This is a genomic window from Pseudomonas sp. LBUM1664 (assembly GCF_059695895.1).
Window position 1 is genome coordinate 3286377 of record NZ_CP166791.1, and the last position, 25173, is coordinate 3311549.

The following is a 25173-nucleotide window of genomic DNA, read 5'->3' on the forward strand; positions in this document are numbered from 1 at the left end:
TGTTTAAGCCTTATCTACTGTTGGCTTCACTGAGGTCGTTAACTGAGCTGGCCCCGGTCCCGAGGACACTGGCCGTAGGCAGAAGCTGGCTGATCAAACGATTCCAGCGCGTCACGCCGGCCGGACCGACATAGACGATGTCTTGCGGCTGCAGGTCAAAACGATTGGCCAAGACCATGGCAGAAGGCGACTCGGCATTGAGCTGGAATACCTTGGCCGGCTCGCTTTCAGGATTATTCGCGCCTCGAATCACGTATACCGCGTTGCCGTTCGACGTGGTCTGATTCAACCCGCCTACAGTACCCAGCGCATCTGAAAGGTTCATCGATTTGGTCTTGAAGCTAAGCGCACGGGGCTGATTGACCTCTCCCAAAACATAGATCCGCTTCAAATCGTTGTAGGGCAGATACAACTGGTCACCGCCTTTTAAATAGACCTTTTGCAACTGCGAGTCCTGGCGATTGAGCATGTCCAGATCAAGCTTGTACGCTTGACCATCACGGGTCAGCGTCAATCCAGACAGGTCCGCATTCAGGGGGTCCACCCCTGCCAGGCCGATGGCTTCCACCAGGCCGAGCGGACTGGTAGTAATCGACTGGTTACCGGCCTTTGCGACGGCACCGGATATCACCACGGTCTGGCTGGCGAAACGCAATACGCTGACGTCCACCTGAGGGCTTTCAATAAACTGCGACAACCGCTCGGCGATAAAGGCACGTAATTCTTCAATGGTTTTACCGGCGGCGTGGACATTACCGATATAGGGGTAAAATAGAGTGCCGTCCGGTCGAACCAGGCGACCGTTGGCATCAAGTTGTTGTTGCGGCCCCGAAGGCGCTGTCAACTCGGGGTGATCCCAAACTGTGATAAACAATAAGTCATTGGGACCTACGCGATAATCACCCGGGACATAGGATAACAAGGCGGGAGGAACCGACTCGTGAACTTTCGAGGCCGCGTTCATGGCAATCAATTTCGGCGTGATGGGAATCAACTCCACACGACTACTCTCGGAAGACTCGTCACGCCCCATTTGACCGGCGTCCATATTTTGGCCAGGGGAAAACATACAGCCTTGTAAAGTAATACTTGCCAGCATCACAGCAGAAAGTCTAAGGCTCATAATTACACTACGCTAGTCGAGGGCGAATCTAAAACAAGACCACCCAGAACATCCTGAGTGATCTTGAACAACGCACTTTTGAGGGATTAATTGGTTCCGGTAGTTCCGGTAGTTCCCGTGGAGCCAGTAGTGCCTCCATTGGAACTACCATCGGAGTTTGAGGCGGCCGCAGCAGCACCAGCAACGGCTGAACCTGCGGTCGCGGCTTGCCCTACGGTAACGCCCCCAGCCAATGGCGTACTCGAGCTCAAAGGTTCCTCGGCATGCGCCGCGGCGCTCGACAAGGCCAGCAAGCCGGCAATAAACAGTTTCCTCATATCAGACTCCTTCTCGACATTAAGACTTCTTACTAAGGCAGCAGGTATATGGACTGAAAGTCACAGGCCGAACGAGCTAGGCCTTACGCCTGGCTCACTTGGAAGCATGTCATTTATGGAGGTTGCATGCCATAGACTACTTCCACCGCTACACGCTTGGAGAAATAGGTACGCGCATCCTGGTTTACTGAAATATTCGCGTTTTTTATGATGTTCAAGACTTTAACAGGCGTGTTGCACCCAAAGCTCGAAGTGGACAAGACGTCTGCATCGTGAAAATTGTTATTATTTGTCGGGTTTTTCTCAAGCATAACGCTTTTATCGGGCAGTCATTTCAGCACAAAACAGCGCCCCATAATACCGCTTCCAACTGAATAGCCGTCCGAGTAGCGCTCATGAGTGTTTAAACGGTGGTGGTTGCTCTTTCCAGTTGTTGCAATACCTGTTGCAATTCCCACCTCCAGCTTCGAGGCACTATTCCATAATCTTGTTCAAGGGCTTGGCAATCCAGGACGCACCAGGCAGGTCGTTTAGCCAGAGTCGGAAACTCGGCGCTGGTGATAGCCTTCAAGCGTGGGCGTTTCTCAAGCAAACCCAACGCACAGGCCTGAGTGAAAACCTCATGGGCAAAGTCGTACCAGGAGCAGGCGGGAGCCCCACTGTAGTGGTACACACCCCATTTGAGTGTGCCTTGGCGATGAAAAATCGCTGCGAGCGCCCACAGCGTATCGGCAATACTGCCAGCGGAAGTCGGACAGCCGCGTTGATCCGCGACGATTGCCAGTTCATCCCGCTCTCGCCCAAGACGAAGCATGGTCTTGACGAAGTTGTTGCCATGAGCGCCAAAAACCCAACTGGTTCGCAGAATCATATGGCGCGAACAGAGTTGCTGCAGTTGCTGCTCACCGGCCAGCTTGCTCACGCCATACACGCCTGAAGGCGCCTTGACATCCCCGGGTTTGTAAGCCCGATCGCTGTTGCCATCGAATACGTAATCCGTCGATATATGCAGCAACGGGATGCCCTGCACCTCAGCTGCAAGCGCCAGGTGCGTAACACCATCGCGGTTCACCGAATAAGCACGCTCAATCTCGCTTTCGGCCTTGTCTACGGCGGTATAGGCCGCCGCGTTGATCACCAACTGTGGCTTGATCCGGGCCATGACCTCCAAAACCTGAAGCCGATCACTGATGTCCAGATCGTGCGAACCATAGCCAATGACGTTGAACCCGGACGGCACTCTTTGCAGCAATTCCTGGCCGACCTGCCCTTGCGCACCGGTCACTAGAACACGCATGTTGATTCCCCCGCTCCGCAATGCACGAAAGCACGCTTGGTTTTGATGACTTTCATTTGCCGAGTCCGAAGCCAGTACCAACACCTAGACCGCCGTCATGAAGGTAACGGCATTGACCTATGTCATTCACAAATACGCTACCGCCCCAGGATTTTTCGTCATATTCCTCAGGACGTGGTGTATCTCATAGAGATCGAATTAATCGCGTGTTTAAAATCTGTCGAATCCACACGACTAAGACGAATGCTTCGGACACAATCCGCCCCGGCAATAAGAGCAATTCAATCTATATCAACGATTATCGGAGGCATACGCATAGTGGTAATAACCGTAGGTATTGTAGCCATACTTATTGGACGCCTTTTTCTCCACACCGTTGAAAATCGCCCCTTTGACTTCGACGCCCTTCTGAGCGAACCGGCGGACAGTCAACTCGATTTCTTTCGCTGGATTCAGACCATAGCGTGTAACAATCAAATTAGTCCCCGACTGGCGTCCAACGATTGCCGCGTCCGTCACGGCCAGCAGTGGTGGAGTGTCAAGAATCACCAAATCGTAACGTTCACTCATCTGCTTCAATAACGCACTGAAATTGGCATTCATCAGCAACTCGGAAGGATTGGGCGGGATCTGCCCTCGACTGATAAAGTCAAAACACTCGATATCTGTCTTATGGATCGCCGTAGCCAAATCACAGCGAGAGGTCAGGATATCGGAAAGCCCGTTATCCGAAGGAACGCGTAAAATTTTATGCAGATAGCCCCTTCGCATATCAACGTCGACCAACAATACCCGCATCCCGGTTTGGGCTATCACCACAGCGAGGTTTGCCGATACGAACGTTTTGCCCACCAGGGGACTTGGGCCGGAAATCATCAGCCGATTATTGTCGGCCTCGTGCATGGCAAAGTGCAGACTGGTCCGCAGACTGCGCAGTGCCTCGACTGCCAAGTCGGTGGGGTGGTTGATGGCCAACAACGCATAGCCTGTGCCGGCACGTCCCTTTGCGCGAGAAATTTTATCTTCTTCGGTCTTTTGCAGGGAGCTAAGGGGGATTGATGCGTATACCGGCAAACCCAGTTGCTCAATCGCTTCCGGGCTTTCAAGACCACGGTTCAGCGCCTTGCGTACCAAAACCAGGGCTACGGCGAGGAATCCGCCGAGAATCGTCGCGATTAATACAATCAGGACCTTCTTGGGTTTGATCGGCTTCAGGTAGTTGACGTCCGCCGGGTCGATCAGGCGCACGTTCCCCACAGTCCCCGCCCGCATCACGTCCAACTCCTGTGACTTGTTCAATAGCTGGGTATAAATGGCTGTGGCGACTTCTACATCCCGGGTCAGGCTCAGCAGTTCCTGCTGGGTGGATGGGAGACTTTCGACCTTGCCAGCCAGGCCTTTCTGTTTGCTGCTCAATTCGTCGATCTGGGTCAGCAATGCGCGATAAGCAGGGTGTTGGCGAGTGAACTTGCGGTCCATCTCGGCTTGCTGCAACTTCAGTTCAGAGATGCTGGTATCCAGACCGACAATTTGATCAAGAATGGCCTTGGTTTCGAGGGTGATATCCACCGATTTGCTGCGAGTCTGGTATTCATTCAAAGCATCGCCAGCTTTTTCCAGGTCCTTTTTAACCACTGGAAGTTGCTCTTTCAGAAAGGCCAGGCTCTGGGCCGCCTCCGCGGAAGTGCGCTCGACGTTTTGCCGCACATAGATGCCGGCAATCTTATTAAGGATTTTTATCGCTTGGTCCGGATCGGTGCTTTCCAGCGCCAAACCAATCATGCCCGAATCTTTCCCGCGCTCAGCGACATCCAGATCGTCTTGATAGTCAAGAATACTGGTCAAGCGAGAGTTGCGGATGATACTGAAGCGAGTCCCAGGGTTGGCGTGCATTTCCTGAATTTGAAACTCAACGCCGTTTTTTTCGAAGAGTTGACCGGTCTGGCTCGCCGCCAGCAAGTTGTCATCTTCATCCACCAAGGTGAAGTGGCCGTTGTCACCCACCGTCAGTGTTAACTTTTTACCCAGCTCCACCTCGGGAAGGTCAAGCTTGAATATCTTCAGCGACTCCCCGCCCCAGGCAAAACTGTTCAATCCCAACCAGGCATCGGCTATTTCACCAGGATTGCTCTTCTCAAAGCGACGCGCCAGAAACCCGCCAATCACTGGAAAGTGAATGGGTTCAACGACAATATCCAACTGCAGGTCATCGACCGTTTTGCCGATCACCGAGCGAGACTGAATCAACTCGATCTCGGTGGCCGATGGCGACTCCTTGCCCAGCATGCTGCTAATGTCCGAAAAGCCCAATAAGTCATTTTTCTTTGCTTCGACCTGCAACAGCGCATTCGCTTGAAACACCGGCGTTGCCAGCACGGCATAAGCAATGCCTGCCATCATAAAGATGCCCGTGATCACCGCGATCAACCATTTATGATCAATCAGCGTCCCAAACAGACCCAATAGATCTATCTCGGCGTTGTCGTCTTCCTGTACGGTAACTACTGGCGCTTGCTGCATAAGTCAGATTCTTTGCCTGTTTCGATTCAAAATAAGTTGCGATCAGCGTGCTAGACGCTGCGCCCATGCGTTTACGGCTTCTTCGATCAACGCATAAGCGTGCACAAAAGCAGCCTTGCCTTGACGGTAGGGGTCGCTAATGTCGCGGTCGTTTTGCCATTTCCCCAGCATCAGTACCTTCCCTCGCGCTTCAGGCGCTATATCCAGTACGTTGCTGACATGCTGTCGCTCCATCACCAGAATTAGATCGGCGTCTCTGATCGCCGTTGGTGCAAGCTGGATAGCCTGATGCTCATCGGGCGGATGGCCATGCGCCTCAAGTACCGCACGTGCGGTCGGCTCGATAGGTTCGCCGACCAATGCGGCAAGACCGGCTGAGCTCACCTTGATATCAGAGTGAGCAAGTGCTCCGCGCAGGAGATTTTCTGCGGTGGGACTACGACAAACGTTGCCCACACACACAATCAAAACTCTTTTTAGCAAGATAAACCTCCCTGTATTGTCAACATTGGCGGTGGCACAGCACTTGCCAAACATTAAGAGTCTTTAGCCACGAATGAGCTGAACTTGGAAATCCAGCGACAACAAACGTCTCCCTTACAGGTTCATGTAGGTGTTTTATTTAACACGGCACTTGAATCGTCCCGACGTTTTTCTTCGGACAAAAAATAACAACTGACGGTATTCTTTAATAATCAAAACCGAGGGAAGTATTTATTCCGACATTTTCTAACAGTTCCGGTTTTCTGACACTGGCCCATCTAAGATCGTAGAGCGCTCCCTAGTTGTGCGTTGCCAGGATCCAATTGCCCGACTTTTGGTTTTTTGCCAACGCTTGGCGAGCAGTATGGGCGGGCCTTTCGTTGCCCGTACGCGTTGCGACCATTCCATCAATGTAGTCAGGTGCACGTTCGATGCCCCGATTACCAGCATTGCTAGTGAGACTAGGCTGGACCCATTTTCTTACTGCCACTTGCCAAACATCAGTCTACTTTCAAGGACGCTTTCATGATTCGAAAATGTCTGTTCCCCGCCGCGGGCTATGGAACCCGCTTTTTGCCCGCCACCAAGGCCATGCCAAAGGAGATGCTGCCGATCGTCAATAAGCCGCTGATCCAGTATGCCGTCGAGGAAGCGCGCGACGCCGGCCTGCAGCATATGGCTATCGTCACCGGGCGCGGTAAGCGAGCGCTGGAAGATCATTTTGATATCAGCTTCGAGTTGGAACATCAGATTCGCGGCACCGATAAGGAGAGGTTCCTGGCCAGCACTCGAGACCTGATAGACACCTGCAGTTTTTCCTATACCCGTCAGATCGAGATGAAGGGCCTTGGGCATGCCATCCTCAGCGGCCGTCCGCTGATCGGCGATGAGCCCTTTGCAGTCGTGTTGGCTGACGATTTGTGCCTGAATCCAGGCGGTGATGGGGTGCTGGCGCAGATGCTCAAGCTCTACGAACAGTTCCGCTGTTCAATCGTCGCGATCCAGGAAGTACCCCTTGAGCAAACTCAGAAGTACGGCGTGATTGCCGGCGAGCTGATTCGCGATGGTATTTACCGGGTCAGCAACATGGTTGAGAAACCCCGCCCGGAGGACGCCCCTTCCAATCTGGCGATCATCGGGAGGTACATTCTGACACCCGACATATTTGACCTGATCGCCGACACTGAGCCTGGCAAGGGCGGTGAAATCCAGATTACCGATGCGCTCATGAAGCAGGCAAAAGACGGTTGCGTGTTGGCTTTCAAGTTCAAGGGGCGGCGCTTCGATTGCGGGGGGGCCGAAGGCTACATCGAAGCGACTAATTTCTGTTTCGAACACCTGCATCAAAACCTGTGACTTCCGCAGCCGCGCCAGATTGCACGTCCTGGACGCGGCTGCATGTTCCTCTGTTCCCGGTGGGCGAGATTTCTATGGATACGTTGAGCGATTTCAAGGCTGATGACAGCCGTCAGCGGCATGGCCCTGAACTTAAACACAACCTTGCGCACCTGATCATCCTCGCCTACGCGTCGGAACTGATCTTCCCTCGTACGCAAAAACCCGAACTACTGGTGGAGCGCATCGGCGCCTTCCCTTCTTCCGGAGATATCCACCGACAAGTCAAGGATGGCGCCGCGCTGATGGCGAAGATCAAACGGCGCTATGTCGCCGATGCGCTGGAAATCAGGGAGGACAGCGGGCTGAGCTTGGTTTTTGCCGACTGGCGCTTCAGCTTGAACCTCTCGGGCAATGGCCATGCGACGTGCCTGAATGTGGAAAGTCGCGGCGACATAGCGTTGATGCAACTCAAAACCGCCGAGCTCCTGGAGCAGATCGACGCAGAGACAGACCAAGGCAGTTAGTGAGGCTTACCCAACTCGCAATGCTGACCGACTGAATATCAACACCTATGAACGAAGGACTTGCCATGAACGCGTATACGGAGCATCCCGCCAAATCCTGGTATCTGCTTCAGTGCAAGACCCGGCAGGATGAGCGCGCCGAAGAACATCTGCAGCGTCAGGGCTACACCTGTTTTCGCGCCACCTACAATCGCGAATGCCAGTTAAAGGGACAACGACGAATCATCAGCGAGTCGTTGTTCCCCGGTTATCTATTTATTCAACTAAGCCCGCAAGACAGCTGGAGCCCCCTGCGTTCAACTCGCGGCGTTTCGCGAATTGTTGCCTTCGGCGGTTATCCACTGCCAATCAGCGATGTGCTGATCGACGAACTCCAGGAACGGGACCATCAAGCCATCATGACTACGCTGTTTAAACCAGGTGAAAACGTGCGGATCAATGAAGGCCCGTTTGCCGAACTCGAGGCGGTGTTCCTGGCAATGGAGGGTGAGGAACGAGTGGTGCTGCTGATGAATTTCCTGCAACGTGAACAGCGAATCAGTCTGCCTCTGTCTGGGGTCAGTCCAGTGGGCCGCGAACTCGCTTGACCCAATGTGAGAGGTTATCTATTAAACAGTTATGATCCTAGGCGATAACAGAGGGCCGTGGACATGACATTTACCACCTTGATACTGGACGCACCCAACCCGCCGCTGCTGTTCGAGGAAATCGACAGATTCCTCGAGCTCGGCTTGGCCGTTACCCTGAACCTCCACTACTGCACCGATAAGGACCGCATCAAAAAGCACTACGGGGAGCGCATTCAGTACAGCGAGATCAACTGCCATGACAAACCCGCCTTTATCACCGCTGTGACCCAGGCGGGTGGCTACAGCGTGTTCAAAACGCGCTTGAACATCCCACTCGATGGCGAGTTGATCGGCGCCGCCGTGTCACCCACATTGGCAACCCCGTTGCGAGCCATCGCCCAGGCCGGTGTCGGGCTGAATCATATAGACCGCCACGAAGCGACCCGGTGTGGTGTGACGGTATTGAACACGCCGGGCTCCAACGCCACATCCGTCGCCGAATACGTCGTGTCCCAAGCGTTGTTTTTATCCAGAGACCTCAACTACTACAACGCCGAAACCCACAAAGGCCAATGGTCCAAAGGCACCCTGCCCGCCGGCCCGGAGTTCACCGAACTCACCCTCGGCCTGGTGGGCACCGGCCGCATCGCCCTGGAGGTGGCTCGCAAGGCCGGGGCACTGGGCATAAACGTTATTGCCACCGGCTCCGAACGCTTCACGGAACAGGCAGCACGAGACCTGGGGCTTGAACGAAGACAAACACTCGAGCAACTGCTGGGTGAATCCGACATCGTCTCCATCCACACGCCTCTCACGCCGCTCACCCAGGGCCTGTTCGGCAGTGCCGCGTTTAACCAGATGCGCCAAGGCTCGATCCTGATCAATACCGCGCGCGGCGGCATCGTCAACGAGGACCAGTTGGCAGTCTTCATGACCCGGTTTCCTGGCCATATAAAGGCCGTCGCCATCGATACCTTTGCCCAGGAAAAAGACCGCTTCAACTCGCCACTGGTGGGGATCGCCAACGCGCAGCTGACGCCGCATATCGCGGGTAACACCGCGACGGCAATCAGGACGGCCTCGCGGCAAATCGTCGACAAAATCCACGCGTTCAGTACCGAGGTGACAGCACGGTAACGCCACAAAAACACAAAGATTTTTTCATCATGCAGACGTCTATTCATGAACGCCTGGGTGGCGGCCCATGGCTAAGAGGTTATGATCCAAGCCCCACATTCTGGCAACCCTACGGGCTGCAGCTTCGCGGTCCAGGTGATCAGAGCAAGCAAACAATGAGGTCCGTCTCATGAGCAAAGCGTCCTATGTTCCTCCTAAGGTCTGGAAAAATGACGCCCCGTCCGGCGGACAATTCGCCAGCATCAACCGCCCTACTGCTGGGCCGACCCACGAAAAGATATTGCCGGTAGGCAAGCATCCGTTGCAGCTCTATTCGCTAGCCACGCCCAATGGCGTGAAAGTGACCATCATGCTTGAGGAATTGCTGGCGCTTGGGCATACAGGCGCGGAGTACGACGCGTGGCTGATCCGCATCAACGACGGCGACCAGTTCTCCAGCGGCTTTGTCGAGATCAATCCAAACTCTAAGATCCCGGCGTTGCTGGACCGCAGTGTGGAGCCGCCGATCCGAGTCTTCGAGTCCGGTTCGATCCTGCTTTACCTAGCGGAAAAATTCGGCGCCTTCTTGCCCACCGACCCGGCCGGACGCACCGAAACCTTGAACTGGCTGTTCTGGCAGATGGGTGCAGCCCCCTACCTGGGTGGCGGCTTCGGACATTTCTACGCTTACGCACCGCAGAAGCTGGAGTACCCCATCAATCGCTTCACCATGGAGGCCAAGCGGCAACTCGATGTCCTGGATCGCCGACTTGGCGAAAGCCAATACCTGGCCGGCAATAGCTACACCATCGCCGATATCGCGGTCTGGCCCTGGTACGGCCAACTGGTGCGGAACAACGTGTACTCGGCTGCCGAGTTTCTAGCCGCGCACGAATACACCCATGTACAGCGCTGGGCGGAGCAAATCGCCAAACGGCCGACGGTCATCCGTGGGCAGCGAGTCAACCGGACATGGGGTGATGAGGCGAGCCAAGTGCCGGAGCGGCATCAGGCTGAGGATTTGGCCTGAAAGGCCCTAATACTTCTGTCAGATCGCGGCAGCATCAAAGACAAGCGCGGCCAGTCGCCACGCTGTCCAAGCTGCGGTGGGTTTGTTCACGATGACTCAGTTACGAACGAGGATAGACATTACCCATGGTCAACTCAGCCTTGCGGATATGGTGTGCGGTCAGTGTGCTGTGCGTGGCCTCGTTCACGATGGTGACCTCCGAGTTCGCGCCCATTGGTTTGTTGTCGCAGATATCAAACGACCTGAATCAAGCACCGTCTACCGTCGGCCTGACAGTGACGCTGTACGCCTGGATCGGGGCCGCCAACGGATTGCTGTCGAATGGGTTGAACCGGTGGATTCCCCGCAAGCTCCTGCTGATCGTTCTGATCTTGATACTGGCCGTGTCAAATGGCCTGGTGGCGTTATCCCCTGACTTCTCGATGCTGCTTGCTGCTCGTGCCGTTGGCGCGCTAGCCCATGGGGTGTTCTGGGCAATCGTGGCGGCCACCGCCGCCCATATTGTTCCTGTACACCGGATGGGGTTGGCGACTTCGATCGTTTTGGGGGGTATCACCATCGCGACGGTCATGGGGGTTCCCTTGATCAATCTGGTGGGCCAATACGATGGCTGGCGCACGGCATTTGTCTGCCTGGCATTGATGTGTGTTGCCAGTGCCGCCGCGATAGCCCTGGTGTTGCCGTCCATGAATATTCATTCGCCAGCCAAAGGTATCGGGTTTGCCGCGGTACTCAGGCGCAAGGATCTCTTGATAACTTACGTCATCACCGGGCTGACCGCGGCTGCCCATTTTGGGGCCTACACCTTTGTCGAACCATTTATTGGCCATGTCCCGGGGATTACGGCTTACCTGATTGCCGCCCTATTGTTTGCCTTTGGTGCCGCAGGATTCCTGGGCAACTTGCTGAGTGCGCTTTTTCTTGATCGTTACTTGAAGGGATTTATTCTGGTGGCGTTGATTGCGATGGCATCAGCGTTGCTCATCTTGGGCATCTACGGCCCGCTCATGGGGATCGTCCCGGTTGTTGCCTTGCTGATCATCTGGGGCGTGGCCATTTCCGCTTTATTTACCGGTCTGCAAACCTGGGTCTTGAGGATCGCCGGTGAGCACACCGTACCGGCGACCGCGATCCATACAGCAGTGCTGAACAGTGCCATCGGGTTGGGTGTGATTATCGGTGGCGGAGCGCTGAATGTGGCCGGGGCCAAGGGGGCGATGTTATCGGCCAGCGCGGTGATTGCTCCGGCCGTCATCCTGATGATTGCCTTGAGCATACGCAGGCGTGCGAGTTATAAAAAGCTCGACTTGATCTGATAGCGGGGTTCTTGCCAGGCGCATCTATAACCTCGCATACATACACTAATGACTCCGTATCGAATCGGTTATGTCCAACGCCATACAGGACATTCATATAACTGATCTCACAGAAAAGCCCTATAGCCTTAGCCTATCACGCTACACCTTTTCAGCCCGCCCCGGTCAGAATGTTATTTTTTTGCTGGCACTTTTAGAGAAATGTTATATATCGTCATCTTTCTTTAGTGGACAACTAACAAAGCCCGAACTACATAACAAGTACGTACAATTAGTGGTTGTCAGTACACCATTTTCAGAGTTAGCATTCCACGGACGCACCAAATAGCCTGTAACTTACCTTGTGTTAAGCGTTGACTGAGCGCACACAGGCAATCGCTATTTTTTACATCGGACTTGTAACCTCGCAGACGGATGACAGAAATAGGGTCATGATCGAAAAAATTGATCGTCTGTGATTCGGGATGCTACCAATACGCATAGGTGTCGGAAATTAACTGACCTAACCGCCCACAACGACTGGTCAGCTACAACGCGCAAGGATCACGGATCGTTGCAACCGCCCATCATGGCAACACTGTGTTTTCAGGAAATCAACAATAAATCCTGGGGCGGTAGCGTGTCGGCACAATACCCATCAGTCCTAACAAAGAATCGAATCAATGTTTTATGTATTGTCGCTGATGGCACTGTTCGCAGGCTTGATTGCAATCAAGTCCCCCAAATACTCGGTGATTGCCTTGGGCATCATGCTGTCCGTCATCCCGACAGGAAACTCATACAGCGGCCTCATTTCAATGAGTGGCGTTTACTTTTTTGATTTATATACTGTAGGTGCGATAGGCGCGTTAATGGTAAGGTCGGTGGTGATCTCTAAGCACCAACTCGCGATACCAGCAACACTGCTGCTGGGTTTTGGTGTTTATCTGATCCTGCTGTCCATCGGGCTACTGTTCAGTGAATCCAAATACCTGCTTAAAGACACCCGGCCCATCATCATGATGCTGTCTTTCGTTACGTTATCCAATGTCGTTCGCCTGGCCAAAGACCGAATAACACTGCGTGATATCTTGAAGCTGCTGACCGTCATGAGCCTGTTCAATATTCTGGATATCACCTGGCTGCGTCTTGGCCTGTATCAATTTCAGGATGTGTATTACGAAGAAAATGCATACCGCTATCTGGACGGCGGGACCTATGCCGCGGTGGGATTTATCATCGTTTACTTTATCAACCCGGCCCTGTTCCGCAGTGAAAAATACTTGGCGAGATTTTGTCTGCTGGCGGCCTTTATTTGTTTATTTATTGCCAATTCAAGATTCATCTTCCTCGCCACGTTTGCCGCCATCATTATTCATCAGTACACCAAACCGGCAAGAGCCATGGGTCTGATAGTCCTGGCGGTAATTTCCTCAATCGCATTTATTCAAGTCAGCGGCATGATCGGTGCTGACCGAATCACCGATGGTTTGTCCTCACAAGGATTGCTGGCGCAGTTGGCAACGCGATTCAGTCCCGCCATAACGCTGATCCAGGACATGCACCCGGTCAACTACTTCGTGGGGCTCGGCGCAGGAACGCCTTTCGATATTCCGTGGTTTGATTATCGAGGGCTGGATGACAAGAACTCCAATATCGACAGCGCCTACCTGACCTACTTCGTCAAATATGGCGTACTGGGTCTGTATCTACTGATTATGTTCACCCGGTCGGTTGTCGGACCTCTACAGAATAAAGTTGCCATTTCAATGGCAACTTTCCTGGGGCTGATGTTTGTTGTCTCGGCAACACCCTACCAGCCTTATGCACTAGGGATTGCCTACGCAGCCATTTTGCTGCGCAGCCTTTCGGTTACCCCCACCAGATCGAGCAGTGTCAGGATCATGGCGCCCGTTGCCGGCACTTTCAGCGCCGGAGCAAAAGCCTGATGAACGCAGAGCAACTGAAAAAATTCATGTTCAACACCGCCTGGAGTTTCATTTCTGCAGTCGCAACAAAAATATCCGTCGTCATTACCGGAATACTCGTCGCCAGAGCCCTGGGTACTCAGTCATTTGGTGAGTACGGACTTATCCAGAGCGCAATTGTGATGTTGGCGAATGTGGCGGCACAAACCACGACCACTGCAACAGCCAAGCATATCGCTCAGTTCAAGGGACAAGACCTGGAGAGAATCGGTAAAGGCATCACCCTCACTTTGATATTTTCATTGGCGTTTATCGGCGTTATTGGTAGCACCGCTTTGGTTGCTCCGACTTTTTTTTCCGAGACCTTGCTTGGGTCTGCAACCCTGGGCCCCGTGTCGATGATCGTGCTGTTGACCATTGCGCTGATCATTCTGTCCGGATGGACTCAAGGTTGCCTGACAGGCTGGGGACAATACCGAGCCATTGCCGCCGTAAATGGTGCCATTGCTGTCCTTTCCATACCGGCCACTTATTATCTGACCGTGCATTACCAACTGATGGGTGCTCTGGCTGGCTTGGCCGGATCACAATTGTTGATTGTTTTGGTGGGTGCGGTGGTCTGCTGGAAAACGTTGATCCGCAACAACATCAGCTTGCGCTTCAAAAACGTCCTGACCGAAAAACATGCCCTGCTCTCCGTGGGGTTGCCGGTGCTGCTGACCGGGTTGATGGTGGCGCCGATCAATTGGCTGGGCAACAAGCTACTGGTACAGACTCAGGATGGGCTTTCGGCGCTGGGCATCTACGCAGCCGCCATGCAATGGAATGCGATTTTCTCCCATGTATCCATTGTCTTGGGCACTGTGCTTATTCCAATGCTCGCATCACGGGTAGGCGGCGAAAGCCGAAAACTGGAAGCACTGAATTTTCTGGCCGGATGGCTGGTGGTCCTGGTCATTATCCAGCCAGTGATTCTTTTCCCAGAGATGCTAACGCGGTTATACGGTGCAGGTTTTCTGGGCAAGGAATTTGAAACGACATTGATTCTGGTTATTTTGGGCTCGCTGCTCAACGCCTATAAATCAGGTATATCCCGAAAGATGATCGTCATGGATCTGGCCTGGTATAGCGTGATGAGCAACATTTTTTGGGGGGCTTTATTCATTACCGGAGTGTGGTTCTTTCGTGATGAAGGTGCACAAGGTATTGCCAAGGTCTTTATCGGATCACAGCTCATCCATTTCGTGCTCGGCCTGCCCTATTTCATATTCAAGCGAATACTCCCGGTAGCCCTGATCGCCAACCCCACTATCTTGGCGTTGTGGTGTGTGCCGCTGGCGAATTACACGGCACAGCACTACATCCAAAGCCCCCTTTACCGATTGGCGATTCTGATCATCACTGTCCTGTATATCGCCCTGGCCGCCTGGCAGCTGAACCGAACATTCAGTGACACAGCAAGAGTTGGAAATCCCCTATGAACATCAGCAAGGTTTACATACGCGGAGCTTACGGCCCGGGAAACTTGGGTGACGACATACTGATGTTGAGTGTCATCAACATTTTGAAAATGAAGTTCAAGGAATCCGACATCATGGTCGGCGTCGACCATCCGGAAATCGCCAAAAACTTCAACCCGAACATCAAGTGGCTGCATATCAAACAACCTGTGCGCGCGGATCTCGTGGTGCTGGGCGGTGGTGGGCAATTTTTCTCATTCGTCCCGCCTGCGGCACAGCCGGCGACACCGGCTTCAGGTTTTGAGAGGTTGCGTCGCCGTATTCGGGCCCAAACCAATATTGCGTCGACATTGACCCGTCTTTATGTAGGGTTGCGTGGCGGGATAGACAAGATCTACTTTCATCGCAGGCTGGCCGCTTTCTGTATTGGCCTTGGACCTTTTGACGGTGGCGGCAAACAACTCGCGCGGGCCTCCAGCATCATTGGCCGGTGCGATTACATTTCGGTAAGGGATGCCACCAGCAAGGCACATTGCACGACCTTTGGAAAAGCTGATGCACAGGTTTATACCGACCCCTCACTACTCTGTCAGCTATGGAGCGCGCCTGAAGGTATCGACCTGAAGGGAGACAGCCAACCCGACTATGTTTCGTTCATCCTGCGTGACTGGCCACATGATGCTAATGGCCAAGCTTTTATCGCCGCCATGGTTCGCACCGCAAAAGCCTGTGCGGAGCGAGGTGAGAAAATAAGGTTTGTCTCGCTGTATCAAGAACGCGATCAGCATTTGATCGATCAGTACGCCGACTTCGAATGGTTATGCTGGAACGCGGCAGACAGTACACCGGAAACATTCATGCGTCGGTTGATCCTGGAATCGGACGTCATCATCAGTGCCAGGGCCCACGGGGTTTTGCTCCCGGCAGCCCTGGGCTACCCCACCATTGCCGTAGAAATCGAGAACAAACTCCGTAAAGTGCATGAAATGCTACCCTTGGGTACCAAGCTTGTGAGCAGTCCAGACAGTGCCGTAATGCTGGACGCGATCCAGGAGCTGCGCCGTGACAAAGCACTCATGACCGAACATCTGAAGCGGGAAGTCAGCGAGCGTGCAGAACGGGTAAAACAGTCAGTCGACGATTTTCTTCACTGGGTAGATCACTCATAAGCCTGGGGAGACAAATTTGAAAAACATGTTCGCCATTTGGGCACCCCTATACCTATGCCTGTCCATTTCGCCCTCCTACGGCGCTGAGTCTGTGGACGGATGTAAAGAAACAATCGACACGGTTTATCCGACACTTCCGTTTCAGGCAACCGGCACTGATGTGGATAACCAACATAACCGGGATTCGATAGGGGGTCTTTCCAACCTGAAGATCAATGACACCGACGAGCAAAAACGCATAAAAGACGTCACTGTCTTTTACCCTGCCGGTTCCTATGATCCAGGCTCTATGAAACAGCAGGGCTTACCCTATGGCGGAATCGGATTCAAATCCAGGCTCAAGCAAGGGGTTGAATGCCTGATACTGACCTACGAATTGAAATTCGATGAAAATTTTGTTTTTGTTAAAGGTGGGAAGTTACCTGGGTTGTTCGGCGGTATTGGTAACTCCGGAGGCAAGATCCCCAATGGCCACGACGGTTTTTCGGTGCGGTTCATCTGGAAAGAACAAGGCAAAGGCGCCGCATATGCCTACTTGCCCAACAGCAAGACGTGGGGAACGGCACTGGGCACGGGAAGTTGGACGTTTACTGTCGGTAGCTGGCACCGAATCGAGCAAAAGGTCAAATTGAATACCCCAGGCCAATCTGACGGTGAGATTACCGTCTGGTACGACAACATGCTTGTTCACACTTCCAAAGGCTTGGTATTTCGAGATACCGAGAAACTGAAGATAGAAGGACTGATGTTCTCAACCTTCTTCGGTGGTAACAATGCAACTTTTGCAACCCCCGTTGATACCCATATTGAGTTCAGAAACTTTGCCATGAGCAGCCGGCGCATCACTGGCCAGTAACCTTGGAAAATAGATGACCCATCTAACACTTAATGCTCGCAAGGCGGCTGTGGCGTTTTTTAATACCGCCTTGAGCATAGCGTTCTTTTTCTCGCTCAGACGATCCCTCATGCGCCTGATGGGGTTTAGCGTTGGCCGCCGAACCACTATCCATAGAAACGTACTGTTTTTCACCTTCGGCAAGTGTGTCATCGGGCATAACTGCACCCTAAACTATCGATGTTACGTGGATAATCGTGGGGGAATAACCATAGGTAACAATGTCAATATTTCTCATGACACTAAAATCTACACAATGGGCCACGACATTGACCATCCCATGAGCCCAACGGTTATCAAGCCGGTGTGCATTCATGACAACGTGTGGATTTTCCCGAACACGCTGATCATGCCCGGCGTGACCATCGGACAGGGTGCGGTTATCTATCCGGGCAGTGTAGTAACCCGGAATGTAGAAGCCTATTCAATCGTGGGCGGCAACCCGGCAAGACATATCAGATACCGAAACAAAGACATTGCTTATACGCTGGATTTTCCTATCTGGTTTTCCATTTAACCTGAGTTGAAACACAGGTGGCTTAAGTGAAATCATTGATGATTGCATGGGTGGGCTATCAGCGACGTGCTGATACTATGAAACAGTACTGGGCCTATAAGATAGTCCATTTGCCCAACCAGTTCAGGAATAAATACCTGCGCCCACTGGATTACTTTCTGAAATCCATGAAGACACTCAAGGCGCTGATCTGGCAAGCACCGGACATTGTCTGGGTGCAACTACCGCCCAGCCCGCTGATTCATATCGCCTTGACGTATCGGCTCTTATTCAACCGTCAGTTGAAAATTATTGCCGATGGGCACAATAGCCTCTTGCGTGAACAATGGATCACCTTTCCGGGAACCCTCACGCTGCTGAACAAAATCGATGCGGTGGTGGTGCATAACTTCAAAGTACAGGAAGAGCTTCTGGACCGTGGCGTTCAGGCCGCAAAGATTTTCGTGCTTGAAGACCTGCCCTGCGACTTCGACACACCCGCCCCAAAGGGCCATGAAACACCCTATGTGTTGTTCCCCTGCTCATTCGATATTGATGAGCCGATAGACGTGGTGCTGGAATCAGCCAGGTCGATTCCCCATGTCAGATTCTTCGTGACCGGAAGATACCAGGGCAAGGTGCCCCAGGCGTTGGTGGACTCGGCCCCGTCAAACGTAACGTTCACGGGTTTCCTGAGCAAACCGGAGTTTGAAGCCTTGCTATGCGGTGCAGATGTTGTGCTCGGTCTGACCACGCGCGATAACGTCCAGCTGAGTGTCGCCAACGAAGCTGTCAGTGCGGGCAGGCCAATGGCACTTTCAAATACAACGGTCTTGCGCTCTCTGTTCTGTGACGCAGCAGTGTTCGTCGACACACTAGACCCTGTATCGATAAAAAACGGCATCCTGCAGCTTGTTGCGGACACCGATGGTTATGCAAAAAAGTCGGCGCTTTTGAAAATCAAGCGGATTGCACTCTGGAAAAGCAAGGCGGAGGTACTCAAGTCAGTCATTCTCACTGGCTGACTGACATGCCCTCACTGAATCGAGGTTGTACATCATGAATAAAGCAAAAGGCATTTTATTGGTTTGTTCGGGCGGTGGGCATTGGGTGCAAATGAGTAAGTTGCTACCGGCCTTCGATGGAAGAAGCGTGACGATTGCAACAGTCGATATCAGCGTGCAATTGCAATACCCGCAATATAAATTTATCAAGGTACCGGATTTCAACCGAAAGGATCCGTTAAAAATAATCGATGGCCTGTTCAGGATTTTCAAAATCGTTTATCGAAGCAAAGCGTCATGCGTTATTTCCACAGGCGCAGCACCGGGATTGCTAGGCCTGATTTCCGCGAAACTGCTGGGCAAAAAAACGTTGTGGATCGACAGTATTGCCAATACAAAAAAAATCTCGTTATCCGGTCGAATTGCCTTATTTTTCGTCGATGAACTATTGACCCAGTGGCCGATGCTTTCTCAACACACTAAAGCCCAATACAAAGGGAGAATCGTCTAATGATTTTCTGCAGCGTTGGCACTCAAGCGCCTTTTGACAGGCTGCTCGGCTATCTCTCCGAATGGAGCCGGGCGCACCCGAGCATCAAAATCGTTGCGCAGGTCGGTAACCAGGAGAAACAACAAGGCCCGATCACCCTGTACAAAACCATTGAAGAGCCGTATTTTTCGCAAAACTTCAATGAATCCAAAATCGTTGTTTCCCATGCCGGCATGGGTAATATCATTCGCTCTCTGGAATTGGGCAAACCCATCGTTATTGTGCCTAGAGACAGCGAGTGCGGTGAACATATCAATAATCATCAGTTCGATACGGTGGAAAAATTCTCCGCCTTCCCTTCCATATTCATTGCTTATGACCAGGATGATTTTTTCTCGGCCATCGATTCTGCAATGAATTACAGCGACGTGGAACATCAAATAGACTTTACCGAACGCGATCACTTGATCAGTTACGTCAAGGCCTTTGTCTCTTGAGTGTTCGCTGAAGTTCTCCTTGTCTCATCACGACTAGCAGGGTACGCCCCATGACGCCCGTTATCTTATGCGGTGGAGCAGGCTCACGCCTGTGGCCATTGTCCAGATTGCTTAAACCCAAACAGTTTATTTCCCTGAATGCTGACATCAGCCTGTTCCAGCAAACACTCTTGCGTGTTCGAAACCTGTCTGTTGATGGTGTCCCTTTGGCGCCGCCTATCATTGTATGCAATGAAGATCATCGTTTTATTGTTGCAGAGCAAAGCCGTGATCTGGCCGTGACGCCTCAAACGATATTGCTTGAGCCGACATCCCTCAACACCGCACCGGCCATTGCCGCGGCCACGCTGGCAGCGCTGAAAAACGGCCAGGACCCGATCCTGTTGATTCTCGCGGCCGACCACGTCATCAACGATGCTGATGCCTTCAACACCGCTATCCAGTTGGCCCTACGGGACGCAGAGCAGGGCGCGATTGTGACCTTCGGAATAGTGCCAACCAAGCCGGAAACCGGTTATGGGTATATCCAGGCGTCCGCGGGTAGCACCGGAATGCCGGTGTCCGTACAGGCATTTGTCGAGAAACCTGACCTGGAAACAGCCACCAATTTCGTTGCCCAAGGCACGTATTTCTGGAACAGCGGAATGTTCATGGTGAAGGCTTCTGTAATGGCTGCACAGATGCAGCACCTCTGCCCTGCGGTCTTCGAAGCTGCATCGCTGGCCGTGGAAAATGCGTCGTTGGACCTGGACTTCACTCGTCTGAACAAAGTGGACTTCGCCAAGGCGCCCAGTGTTTCCGTTGATTACGCGGTTATGGAAAAAACCCAGATTGCAGTGGTGATGCCTCTGGATTTGCACTGGAGTGATCTGGGTTCCTGGGATGCGGTGTGGGAAGACGCGGAAAAAGACCACGCCGGAAATTGCATGCGAGGCGACGCGCTGTTGCAGGATGTCGAAAACAGTTACGTGCACTCCAGTCACCGGCTTGTTGCAGTACTCGGCCTGAGCAATGTGGTGGTGGTTGAAACTTCAGATGCGGTACTGGTCACAAGCATGAGCCAGACCCAGCAGGTCAAGGGCATCGTCACCGAACTGGCGGCGCAACATCGCACCGAGGCCATCAGCCATAGACAAGTCTATCGCCCCTGGGGTAAGTACGATGCCATCGATAAAGGCAATCGCTATCAGGTCAAACGAATCACCGTAAAGCCCGGCCATAAACTCTCCGTGCAACTCCATCATCACCGCGCCGAACACTGGATTGTTGTATCAGGGACGGCCAACGTGCAAATCGGTGACAAACACATCCTGCTGTCCGAAAACGAATCCACCTTCATTCCAATCGGCGTAAAGCACTCGCTGGAAAACCCGGGGAAAATTGATCTGGAACTTATAGAAGTTCAGTCAGGTTCCTACCTGGGCGAAGACGACATTGTGCGCTTCGAAGATCGTTACGGACGAACTGAACGAACTGAGACCATTAAAGGAGTGCTGCAATGAATATCACTGTATTTGGAATCGGTTACGTCGGCCTGGTACAGGCTGCGGTATTGGCCGATGTCGGCCATGTTGTCTGCTGTGTCGATATCGATCAGGCGAAAGTTGATAATCTGAAGAAAGGTATCATTCCGATCTACGAGCCTGGTCTGTCGGCACTGGTTGAAAGAAATTATGAGGCCGGTCGCCTGCACTTTACCGTTGATGCCGCCGAAGGCGTACGCCACGGCGAAGTGCAGTTCATTGCTGTCGGAACACCCCCCGATCAGGACGGCAGTGCCGATTTGAAATATGTGTTGACGGTGGCGGCCGCCATAGCTCAACACATGACCGACATTAAAATCATCGTCAACAAATCCACTGTTCCTGTGGGCACCGCCGATAAAGTCGCGGCAACTATCATGCAGGGGCTTAAGCATCGCGAGCTGGAGCTGGAATTCCACGTGGCGTCCAACCCTGAATTTCTCAAGGAAGGTTCCGCGGTCGCCGATTGCACGCGCCCCGACAGAATCATTTTGGGAACCGACAGTAGTTACGTCATTGATCGCATGCGCCTGTTGTATGAGCCGTTCAATCGCAACCACGAAAAAATCATTACCATGGATATTCGCAGTGCCGAACTGACGAAATATGCTGCCAATTGTCTGCTGGCGACAAAAATCTCATTCATGAACGAAATGGCCAATTTTGCTGAACTGCTGGGTGCGGATATCGAAGCCGTGCGCAAAGGTATCGGCTCGGACCCACGTATCGGTTATGACTTTATCTATGCCGGTTGCGGCTATGGCGGATCATGCTTTCCAAAGGACGTGCAGGCATTGGAGAAATCGGCGTCCTCAGTCGGTTATGAAGCGACCTTGCTCAGCGCGGTGGAAGAAGTGAATCGGCGACAAAAAGAGCATCTGTACAAACACATCCACCATCACTTTGACGGGCAACTTGAGGGCAAGACCTTTGCGATATGGGGCTTGGCGTTCAAACCCAACACCGACGATATGCGTGCCGCTTCGAGTCGGGTATTGATCGATCAATTACGCGCCGTAGGCGCCCGTATTCAGGCGTTTGATCCAGAAGCAATGGCAGAAACCCAGCGCATCTACGGCGTGAATGAAGATCTTCTGCTCATGGGTACCAAGGAGGCCGCTCTGCGCGGCGCGGACGCGCTGGTTATTGTTACTGAATGGCGTGAATTCAAAGCGCCGGATATGGACTTGATAAAGACCCAGCTCAGTTCACCGATCATTTTTGATGGCCGTAATATATTTGATCCCGAGCGCATGAAACTGGAAGGCTTCCACTACTACGGTATCGGGCGCGGACTGTCAGTGAGGCCGGTTATTTAGCTGACTCGTTGCATTGCCGCCCGGTGCCAGGCACCGGCCTGCTCCTGTAAAAAAACGCTACTTTCCCGGTAACCACTTTGAGATCAGAGCGAGTAGCTCACCGAGCGAATGTATAGAGCAATCCGCTGGAGATATGCCTGCGGGCCATGGATGAAAACCTTGAAGCCACACGGCGTACATTCCGGCAGCTTTTGCACCTTGGTAGTCATTCAAAGGATGGTCACCTACAAACCAGCACTGCTCTGGAAGACAGCCTATCTGTGCAGCACCTTCGTGGAAGATATCGGACGCCGGTTTGGCTATCCCAAACGCTTGCGAACTGATAACCATACTGACCGACTGAGCGAAAGGTAATGCGGCGACGGTTTGTCTTCGAGAGCGCTCGGCGCCATTGGAAACTATCCCAACCTTGATATCTCTGCGTTCCAGCTCTTGGATCAAGTCCGTAGCGCCTGGCATCTGGACGGCAGCCGCTGGAAAATGGCTCATCCAGTGCTCGATCAAGATCTGGGGTGCCTTCGGTACTAACCATGGTAAGTGACTGGAAAGCGCTTGACCGACCGCTTCCCGGATGGAGGAAAATTCAGATTGCGGGGAAAGATAACCGCCGTTGTCTTCACGCAGAATAAGGTTCGTGATGTCATCCAACGTCGCTGGTTTGATGTGATGGCCGAAATCGGTCAGGAACAGTTTGGCGTACCGCAGGATACTCAAGTCGCGGTGTGTCAGGGTGTTATCTAAATCGAACAGAATGGCCCGTGGGTACACGAATTTCCCTCGTGAAACCAAATCAGTAGAACAGCCCAGGCTACACCTCGGATAAAAATCGTTGAGTAATCATCGCCACGGCCTCCCCCGGAGTCGTCAGGGCCGTGTCCATAGTAAACGGAGCGTTATCCCACGCCTCATATTCATGATCCAAAACAGACTGCCAGCTTAGTGGCGTCAGCCCAGGAATATCAATATTCCTTGTTTCTACCCGCCGCTGGTGTTCCCGTTGATCAGAGCAAACCACCTGAATATTCACTAATGGAGCAGCCGCGCGCGTGGCGATTTCGCTCCACGCCTTTCGGCTTTCGATGACTGGGTTAACACAGTCGACTATGACCGAGTGCCCCAAACGAAGATTGCTCAGCGCAAGCTCATTAGCGACCATGTAACCGCTGCGCCCCACGTCTTGTGCCAGCACCCCGGCATTTCGGATGGCCTGCTCAATCGTATCGATCCGCAGGTACACGGCACTTATTCGGGCAGCAAGCTCCGTCGCGATAGTCGTCTTTCCGGTGCCTGGAAGGCCGCTGAAGACAATGAGCATTCTATATCCTTGGTGAGTGAATTAAGCCCGTTCAGGTCGTTGCCAGTCCAAACGACCAAGAATAACCGGGCGGGCTCTGCGAGCCTATCCGTTCAACGACTCAGCGATCACTGCGCAGGTGGTTCCCCCAACAGCGATTCAGGTAGCCAGACGCAGCGAGCGTACCGCTCAAAAAGCGCAGCGCTCGGCGAAAGACGGGATGACACTCTTCATAGGGCAACTCGTCGAAGGCAGCCCAGAAAAACTCAAAGCAATGCCCACCGTCGTCACGCGTGCAGTATGTCCATCGCTCAGGAAGCGAGACCTTTGGATCACATAGGTGAAATGACCATACTTGGGCGAGGTGATCGGCGTCCCAGCATCCGAGGTCTGCCAGGATCGTAGCACTGGCAATCCCGGACTCTTCACTCAACTCCCGCAGTGCGGCCTGCCTGGCCGCTTCACCCTCCTCGATCGTCCCTTTCACAATTTGTACACCGGCTAGCGGATGACGGAACAACATGATGCGCGGTTTGTGAGCATTGGAAAGAATAATGGGACAAGCTTTGTTTGGAAGCATCGTAACGTCCTGGAAGCGGTCTCAGTTACTCAAGACTAACGCCGCGTCGGCTCGATGGAATCTGACAAGTCGAGCCAATGAAGCCTGGTTTCGCGGCAGCTGTGCTGTTGCTTACCCGGCTTGAATTCGGAGTCAAGAGTGGCCACGGCAACCGATATCCAGTCAGGGAACGCGCCGTGAGGATCAGACCAGAACAAGCTTGAACCGCAAGTCGGACAAAACTGGCGCCTGACACCAGTTTCGGACTCGTACAGCCCGAGCATATTTGCCCCTCCAGCAAAGTGGGCATCGAACGCGTCCGTCCAACGCTTCGTGCCACTGAATCATTTGCTCTCGTGCCTAGGCAATAAAATGCGCTCGCTAACCCTTTATTCATTCCAATAGCGAAGCATTCTTGAGCAGATCATAGAGCCCTTCAGGTACTAGCGGTGAGTTAGCGGTGAAGCTGGAACTGTGACACCACGTGGCCCTGAACGATGCCCCGTCGCTTTCACAGCCTTCTAGCCAAGGTTTTTCATAGACGCCTGCGTCGTCAAATCTTGCATCGTAAACTTGGATTATCTCGTGCCCCGGCTTGCCCAAGTAAGTGAAAATGCTCTCCAATGTGCCAATCAGTCGAACGTCGCTAATCGAAAGACCTAGCTCTTCTTGCACTTCTCGGACGATAGCATCGATACTCCTTTCGCCGAACTCAATGCCGCCGCCTATAGGGCGATAGAGCGTCTGTTTTTCAACGGCATCGTAGAATGGGTTGACCAGTATTTTTCCGTGATGATGAAAGATGCAGAGAGCGAGAGGACGAATGCGCTGTTCCGGCATGAGTAAAACTCCCTTTTGGCTTGATGATGCACAAGGTACTGCATTCCACCCGGCGTCAGAGCCGAAACCCAAGTAGTTTTCAGGTCG

The 25173-nt window shown here is 52.9% G+C and carries 25 protein-coding genes and 1 pseudogene; 16 read left to right on the forward strand and 10 right to left on the reverse strand.

Annotation, left to right across the window (positions count from 1 at the left end):
- Window positions 1–10 precede the first annotated feature (10 nt).
- From ACA047_RS15220 to ACA047_RS15240, 5 genes are all read right to left on the reverse strand, one after another.
- A complete protein-coding gene (locus ACA047_RS15220; RefSeq protein ID WP_497350561.1) occupies window positions 11–1123 on the reverse strand; it encodes a polysaccharide biosynthesis/export family protein in 1113 nt (370 codons plus the stop codon).
- Window positions 1124–1209: 86 nt separating this feature from the next.
- Complete coding sequence (locus ACA047_RS15225) at window positions 1210–1440, reverse strand: hypothetical protein (RefSeq protein WP_497350563.1); 231 nt, start codon at window positions 1438–1440, stop codon at window positions 1210–1212.
- 403 nt (window positions 1441–1843) lie between these two features.
- Window positions 1844–2737, reverse strand: a complete 894-nt coding sequence (gene rfbD, locus ACA047_RS15230) for a dTDP-4-dehydrorhamnose reductase (protein ID WP_497350565.1) — start codon at window positions 2735–2737, stop codon at window positions 1844–1846.
- 291 nt (window positions 2738–3028) lie between these two features.
- Window positions 3029–5257, reverse strand: a complete 2229-nt coding sequence (locus ACA047_RS15235; protein WP_497350567.1) for a polysaccharide biosynthesis tyrosine autokinase — start codon at window positions 5255–5257, stop codon at window positions 3029–3031.
- A 42-nt stretch (window positions 5258–5299) separates the two neighbouring features.
- The gene (locus ACA047_RS15240) at window positions 5300–5740 is read right to left on the reverse strand and encodes a low molecular weight protein-tyrosine-phosphatase (RefSeq protein ID WP_497360370.1); all 441 of its coding nucleotides are present in this window, start codon (window positions 5738–5740) and stop codon (window positions 5300–5302) included.
- A gap of 525 nt (window positions 5741–6265) precedes the next feature.
- Between ACA047_RS15240 and galU the strand changes: the two genes are divergently transcribed.
- The 16 genes from galU to ACA047_RS15320 all read left to right on the forward strand — a co-directional run bounded on the left by galU (window position 6266) and on the right by ACA047_RS15320 (window position 22393).
- A complete protein-coding gene (gene galU, locus ACA047_RS15245) occupies window positions 6266–7096 on the forward strand; it encodes a UTP--glucose-1-phosphate uridylyltransferase GalU (protein WP_497350569.1) in 831 nt (276 codons plus the stop codon).
- Window positions 7097–7170: 74 nt separating this feature from the next.
- Window positions 7171–7602 carry a phosphomannomutase gene (locus ACA047_RS15250; protein ID WP_497350571.1) on the forward strand — a complete coding sequence of 144 codons (432 nt, stop codon included), beginning with the start codon at window positions 7171–7173 and terminating at the stop codon, window positions 7600–7602.
- Window positions 7603–7667: 65 nt separating this feature from the next.
- On the forward strand, window positions 7668–8189 hold the full coding sequence (gene rfaH / locus ACA047_RS15255) for a transcription/translation regulatory transformer protein RfaH (RefSeq protein WP_497350573.1): 522 nt from the start codon (window positions 7668–7670) through the stop codon (window positions 8187–8189).
- A gap of 63 nt (window positions 8190–8252) precedes the next feature.
- Entirely contained in the window at window positions 8253–9308 is a 1056-nt protein-coding gene (locus ACA047_RS15260) for an NAD(P)-dependent oxidoreductase (RefSeq protein ID WP_497350575.1), read from the forward strand.
- A 169-nt stretch (window positions 9309–9477) separates the two neighbouring features.
- Complete coding sequence (gene yghU, locus ACA047_RS15265) at window positions 9478–10317, forward strand: glutathione-dependent disulfide-bond oxidoreductase (RefSeq protein WP_497350577.1); 840 nt, start codon at window positions 9478–9480, stop codon at window positions 10315–10317.
- Between the two features lie 125 nt (window positions 10318–10442).
- Complete coding sequence (locus tag ACA047_RS15270; protein ID WP_497350579.1) at window positions 10443–11633, forward strand: MFS transporter; 1191 nt, start codon at window positions 10443–10445, stop codon at window positions 11631–11633.
- A gap of 662 nt (window positions 11634–12295) precedes the next feature.
- Window positions 12296–13561, forward strand: coding sequence for a DUF6369 family protein (locus tag ACA047_RS15275; RefSeq protein ID WP_497350580.1), 1266 nt, complete (start codon window positions 12296–12298; stop codon window positions 13559–13561).
- The gene (locus ACA047_RS15280) at window positions 13561–15021 is read left to right on the forward strand and encodes an oligosaccharide flippase family protein (protein ID WP_497350582.1); all 1461 of its coding nucleotides are present in this window, start codon (window positions 13561–13563) and stop codon (window positions 15019–15021) included. The genes ACA047_RS15275 and ACA047_RS15280 overlap by 1 nt, the downstream gene beginning before the upstream one ends.
- Window positions 15018–16169: a polysaccharide pyruvyl transferase family protein gene (locus tag ACA047_RS15285; RefSeq protein ID WP_497350584.1), complete on the forward strand. Its 1152-nt coding sequence runs from the start codon at window positions 15018–15020 to the stop codon at window positions 16167–16169. Before ACA047_RS15280 ends, ACA047_RS15285 begins: the two co-directional genes overlap by 4 nt.
- 25 nt (window positions 16170–16194) lie before the next feature.
- Window positions 16195–17025 (forward strand): polysaccharide lyase, encoded by an 831-nt coding sequence (locus ACA047_RS15290; protein WP_497360372.1) that lies wholly within the window; start codon window positions 16195–16197, stop codon window positions 17023–17025.
- A gap of 13 nt (window positions 17026–17038) precedes the next feature.
- Window positions 17039–17581 (forward strand): acyltransferase, encoded by a 543-nt coding sequence (locus ACA047_RS15295; RefSeq protein ID WP_497350586.1) that lies wholly within the window; start codon window positions 17039–17041, stop codon window positions 17579–17581.
- A 26-nt stretch (window positions 17582–17607) separates the two neighbouring features.
- The gene (locus ACA047_RS15300) at window positions 17608–18585 is read left to right on the forward strand and encodes a glycosyltransferase family protein (protein ID WP_497350588.1); all 978 of its coding nucleotides are present in this window, start codon (window positions 17608–17610) and stop codon (window positions 18583–18585) included.
- A 34-nt stretch (window positions 18586–18619) separates the two neighbouring features.
- Window positions 18620–19075, forward strand: a complete 456-nt coding sequence (locus ACA047_RS15305) for a polysaccharide biosynthesis protein (RefSeq protein ID WP_497350590.1) — start codon at window positions 18620–18622, stop codon at window positions 19073–19075.
- Complete coding sequence (locus ACA047_RS15310; RefSeq protein ID WP_497350592.1) at window positions 19075–19551, forward strand: glycosyltransferase; 477 nt, start codon at window positions 19075–19077, stop codon at window positions 19549–19551. The genes ACA047_RS15305 and ACA047_RS15310 overlap by 1 nt, the downstream gene beginning before the upstream one ends.
- Window positions 19552–19601: 50 nt before the next feature.
- Window positions 19602–21053 (forward strand): mannose-1-phosphate guanylyltransferase/mannose-6-phosphate isomerase, encoded by a 1452-nt coding sequence (locus tag ACA047_RS15315; protein WP_497350594.1) that lies wholly within the window; start codon window positions 19602–19604, stop codon window positions 21051–21053.
- The gene (locus tag ACA047_RS15320) at window positions 21050–22393 is read left to right on the forward strand and encodes a UDP-glucose dehydrogenase family protein (RefSeq protein ID WP_497350596.1); all 1344 of its coding nucleotides are present in this window, start codon (window positions 21050–21052) and stop codon (window positions 22391–22393) included. The genes ACA047_RS15315 and ACA047_RS15320 overlap by 4 nt, the downstream gene beginning before the upstream one ends.
- A 57-nt stretch (window positions 22394–22450) precedes the next feature.
- Here the strand turns inward: ACA047_RS15320 and ACA047_RS15325 are convergent, their stop codons facing one another.
- The 5 genes and pseudogenes from ACA047_RS15325 to ACA047_RS15345 form a co-directional block, all read right to left on the reverse strand.
- Window positions 22451–23161, reverse strand: a complete 711-nt coding sequence (locus ACA047_RS15325; protein ID WP_497350598.1) for an HAD family hydrolase — start codon at window positions 23159–23161, stop codon at window positions 22451–22453.
- A 40-nt stretch (window positions 23162–23201) separates the two neighbouring features.
- The gene (locus ACA047_RS15330; protein WP_497350600.1) at window positions 23202–23708 is read right to left on the reverse strand and encodes a P-loop nucleotide/nucleoside kinase family protein; all 507 of its coding nucleotides are present in this window, start codon (window positions 23706–23708) and stop codon (window positions 23202–23204) included.
- A gap of 100 nt (window positions 23709–23808) precedes the next feature.
- A complete protein-coding gene (locus ACA047_RS15335) occupies window positions 23809–24267 on the reverse strand; it encodes an NUDIX hydrolase (RefSeq protein ID WP_497350602.1) in 459 nt (152 codons plus the stop codon).
- A 35-nt stretch (window positions 24268–24302) separates the two neighbouring features.
- Window positions 24303–24542 (reverse strand): annotated as a pseudogene (locus tag ACA047_RS15340) (GFA family protein); the annotation flags it as partial.
- A gap of 97 nt (window positions 24543–24639) precedes the next feature.
- The gene (locus ACA047_RS15345) at window positions 24640–25086 is read right to left on the reverse strand and encodes an NUDIX hydrolase (protein WP_497350604.1); all 447 of its coding nucleotides are present in this window, start codon (window positions 25084–25086) and stop codon (window positions 24640–24642) included.
- Window positions 25087–25173: the final 87 nt, after the last annotated feature.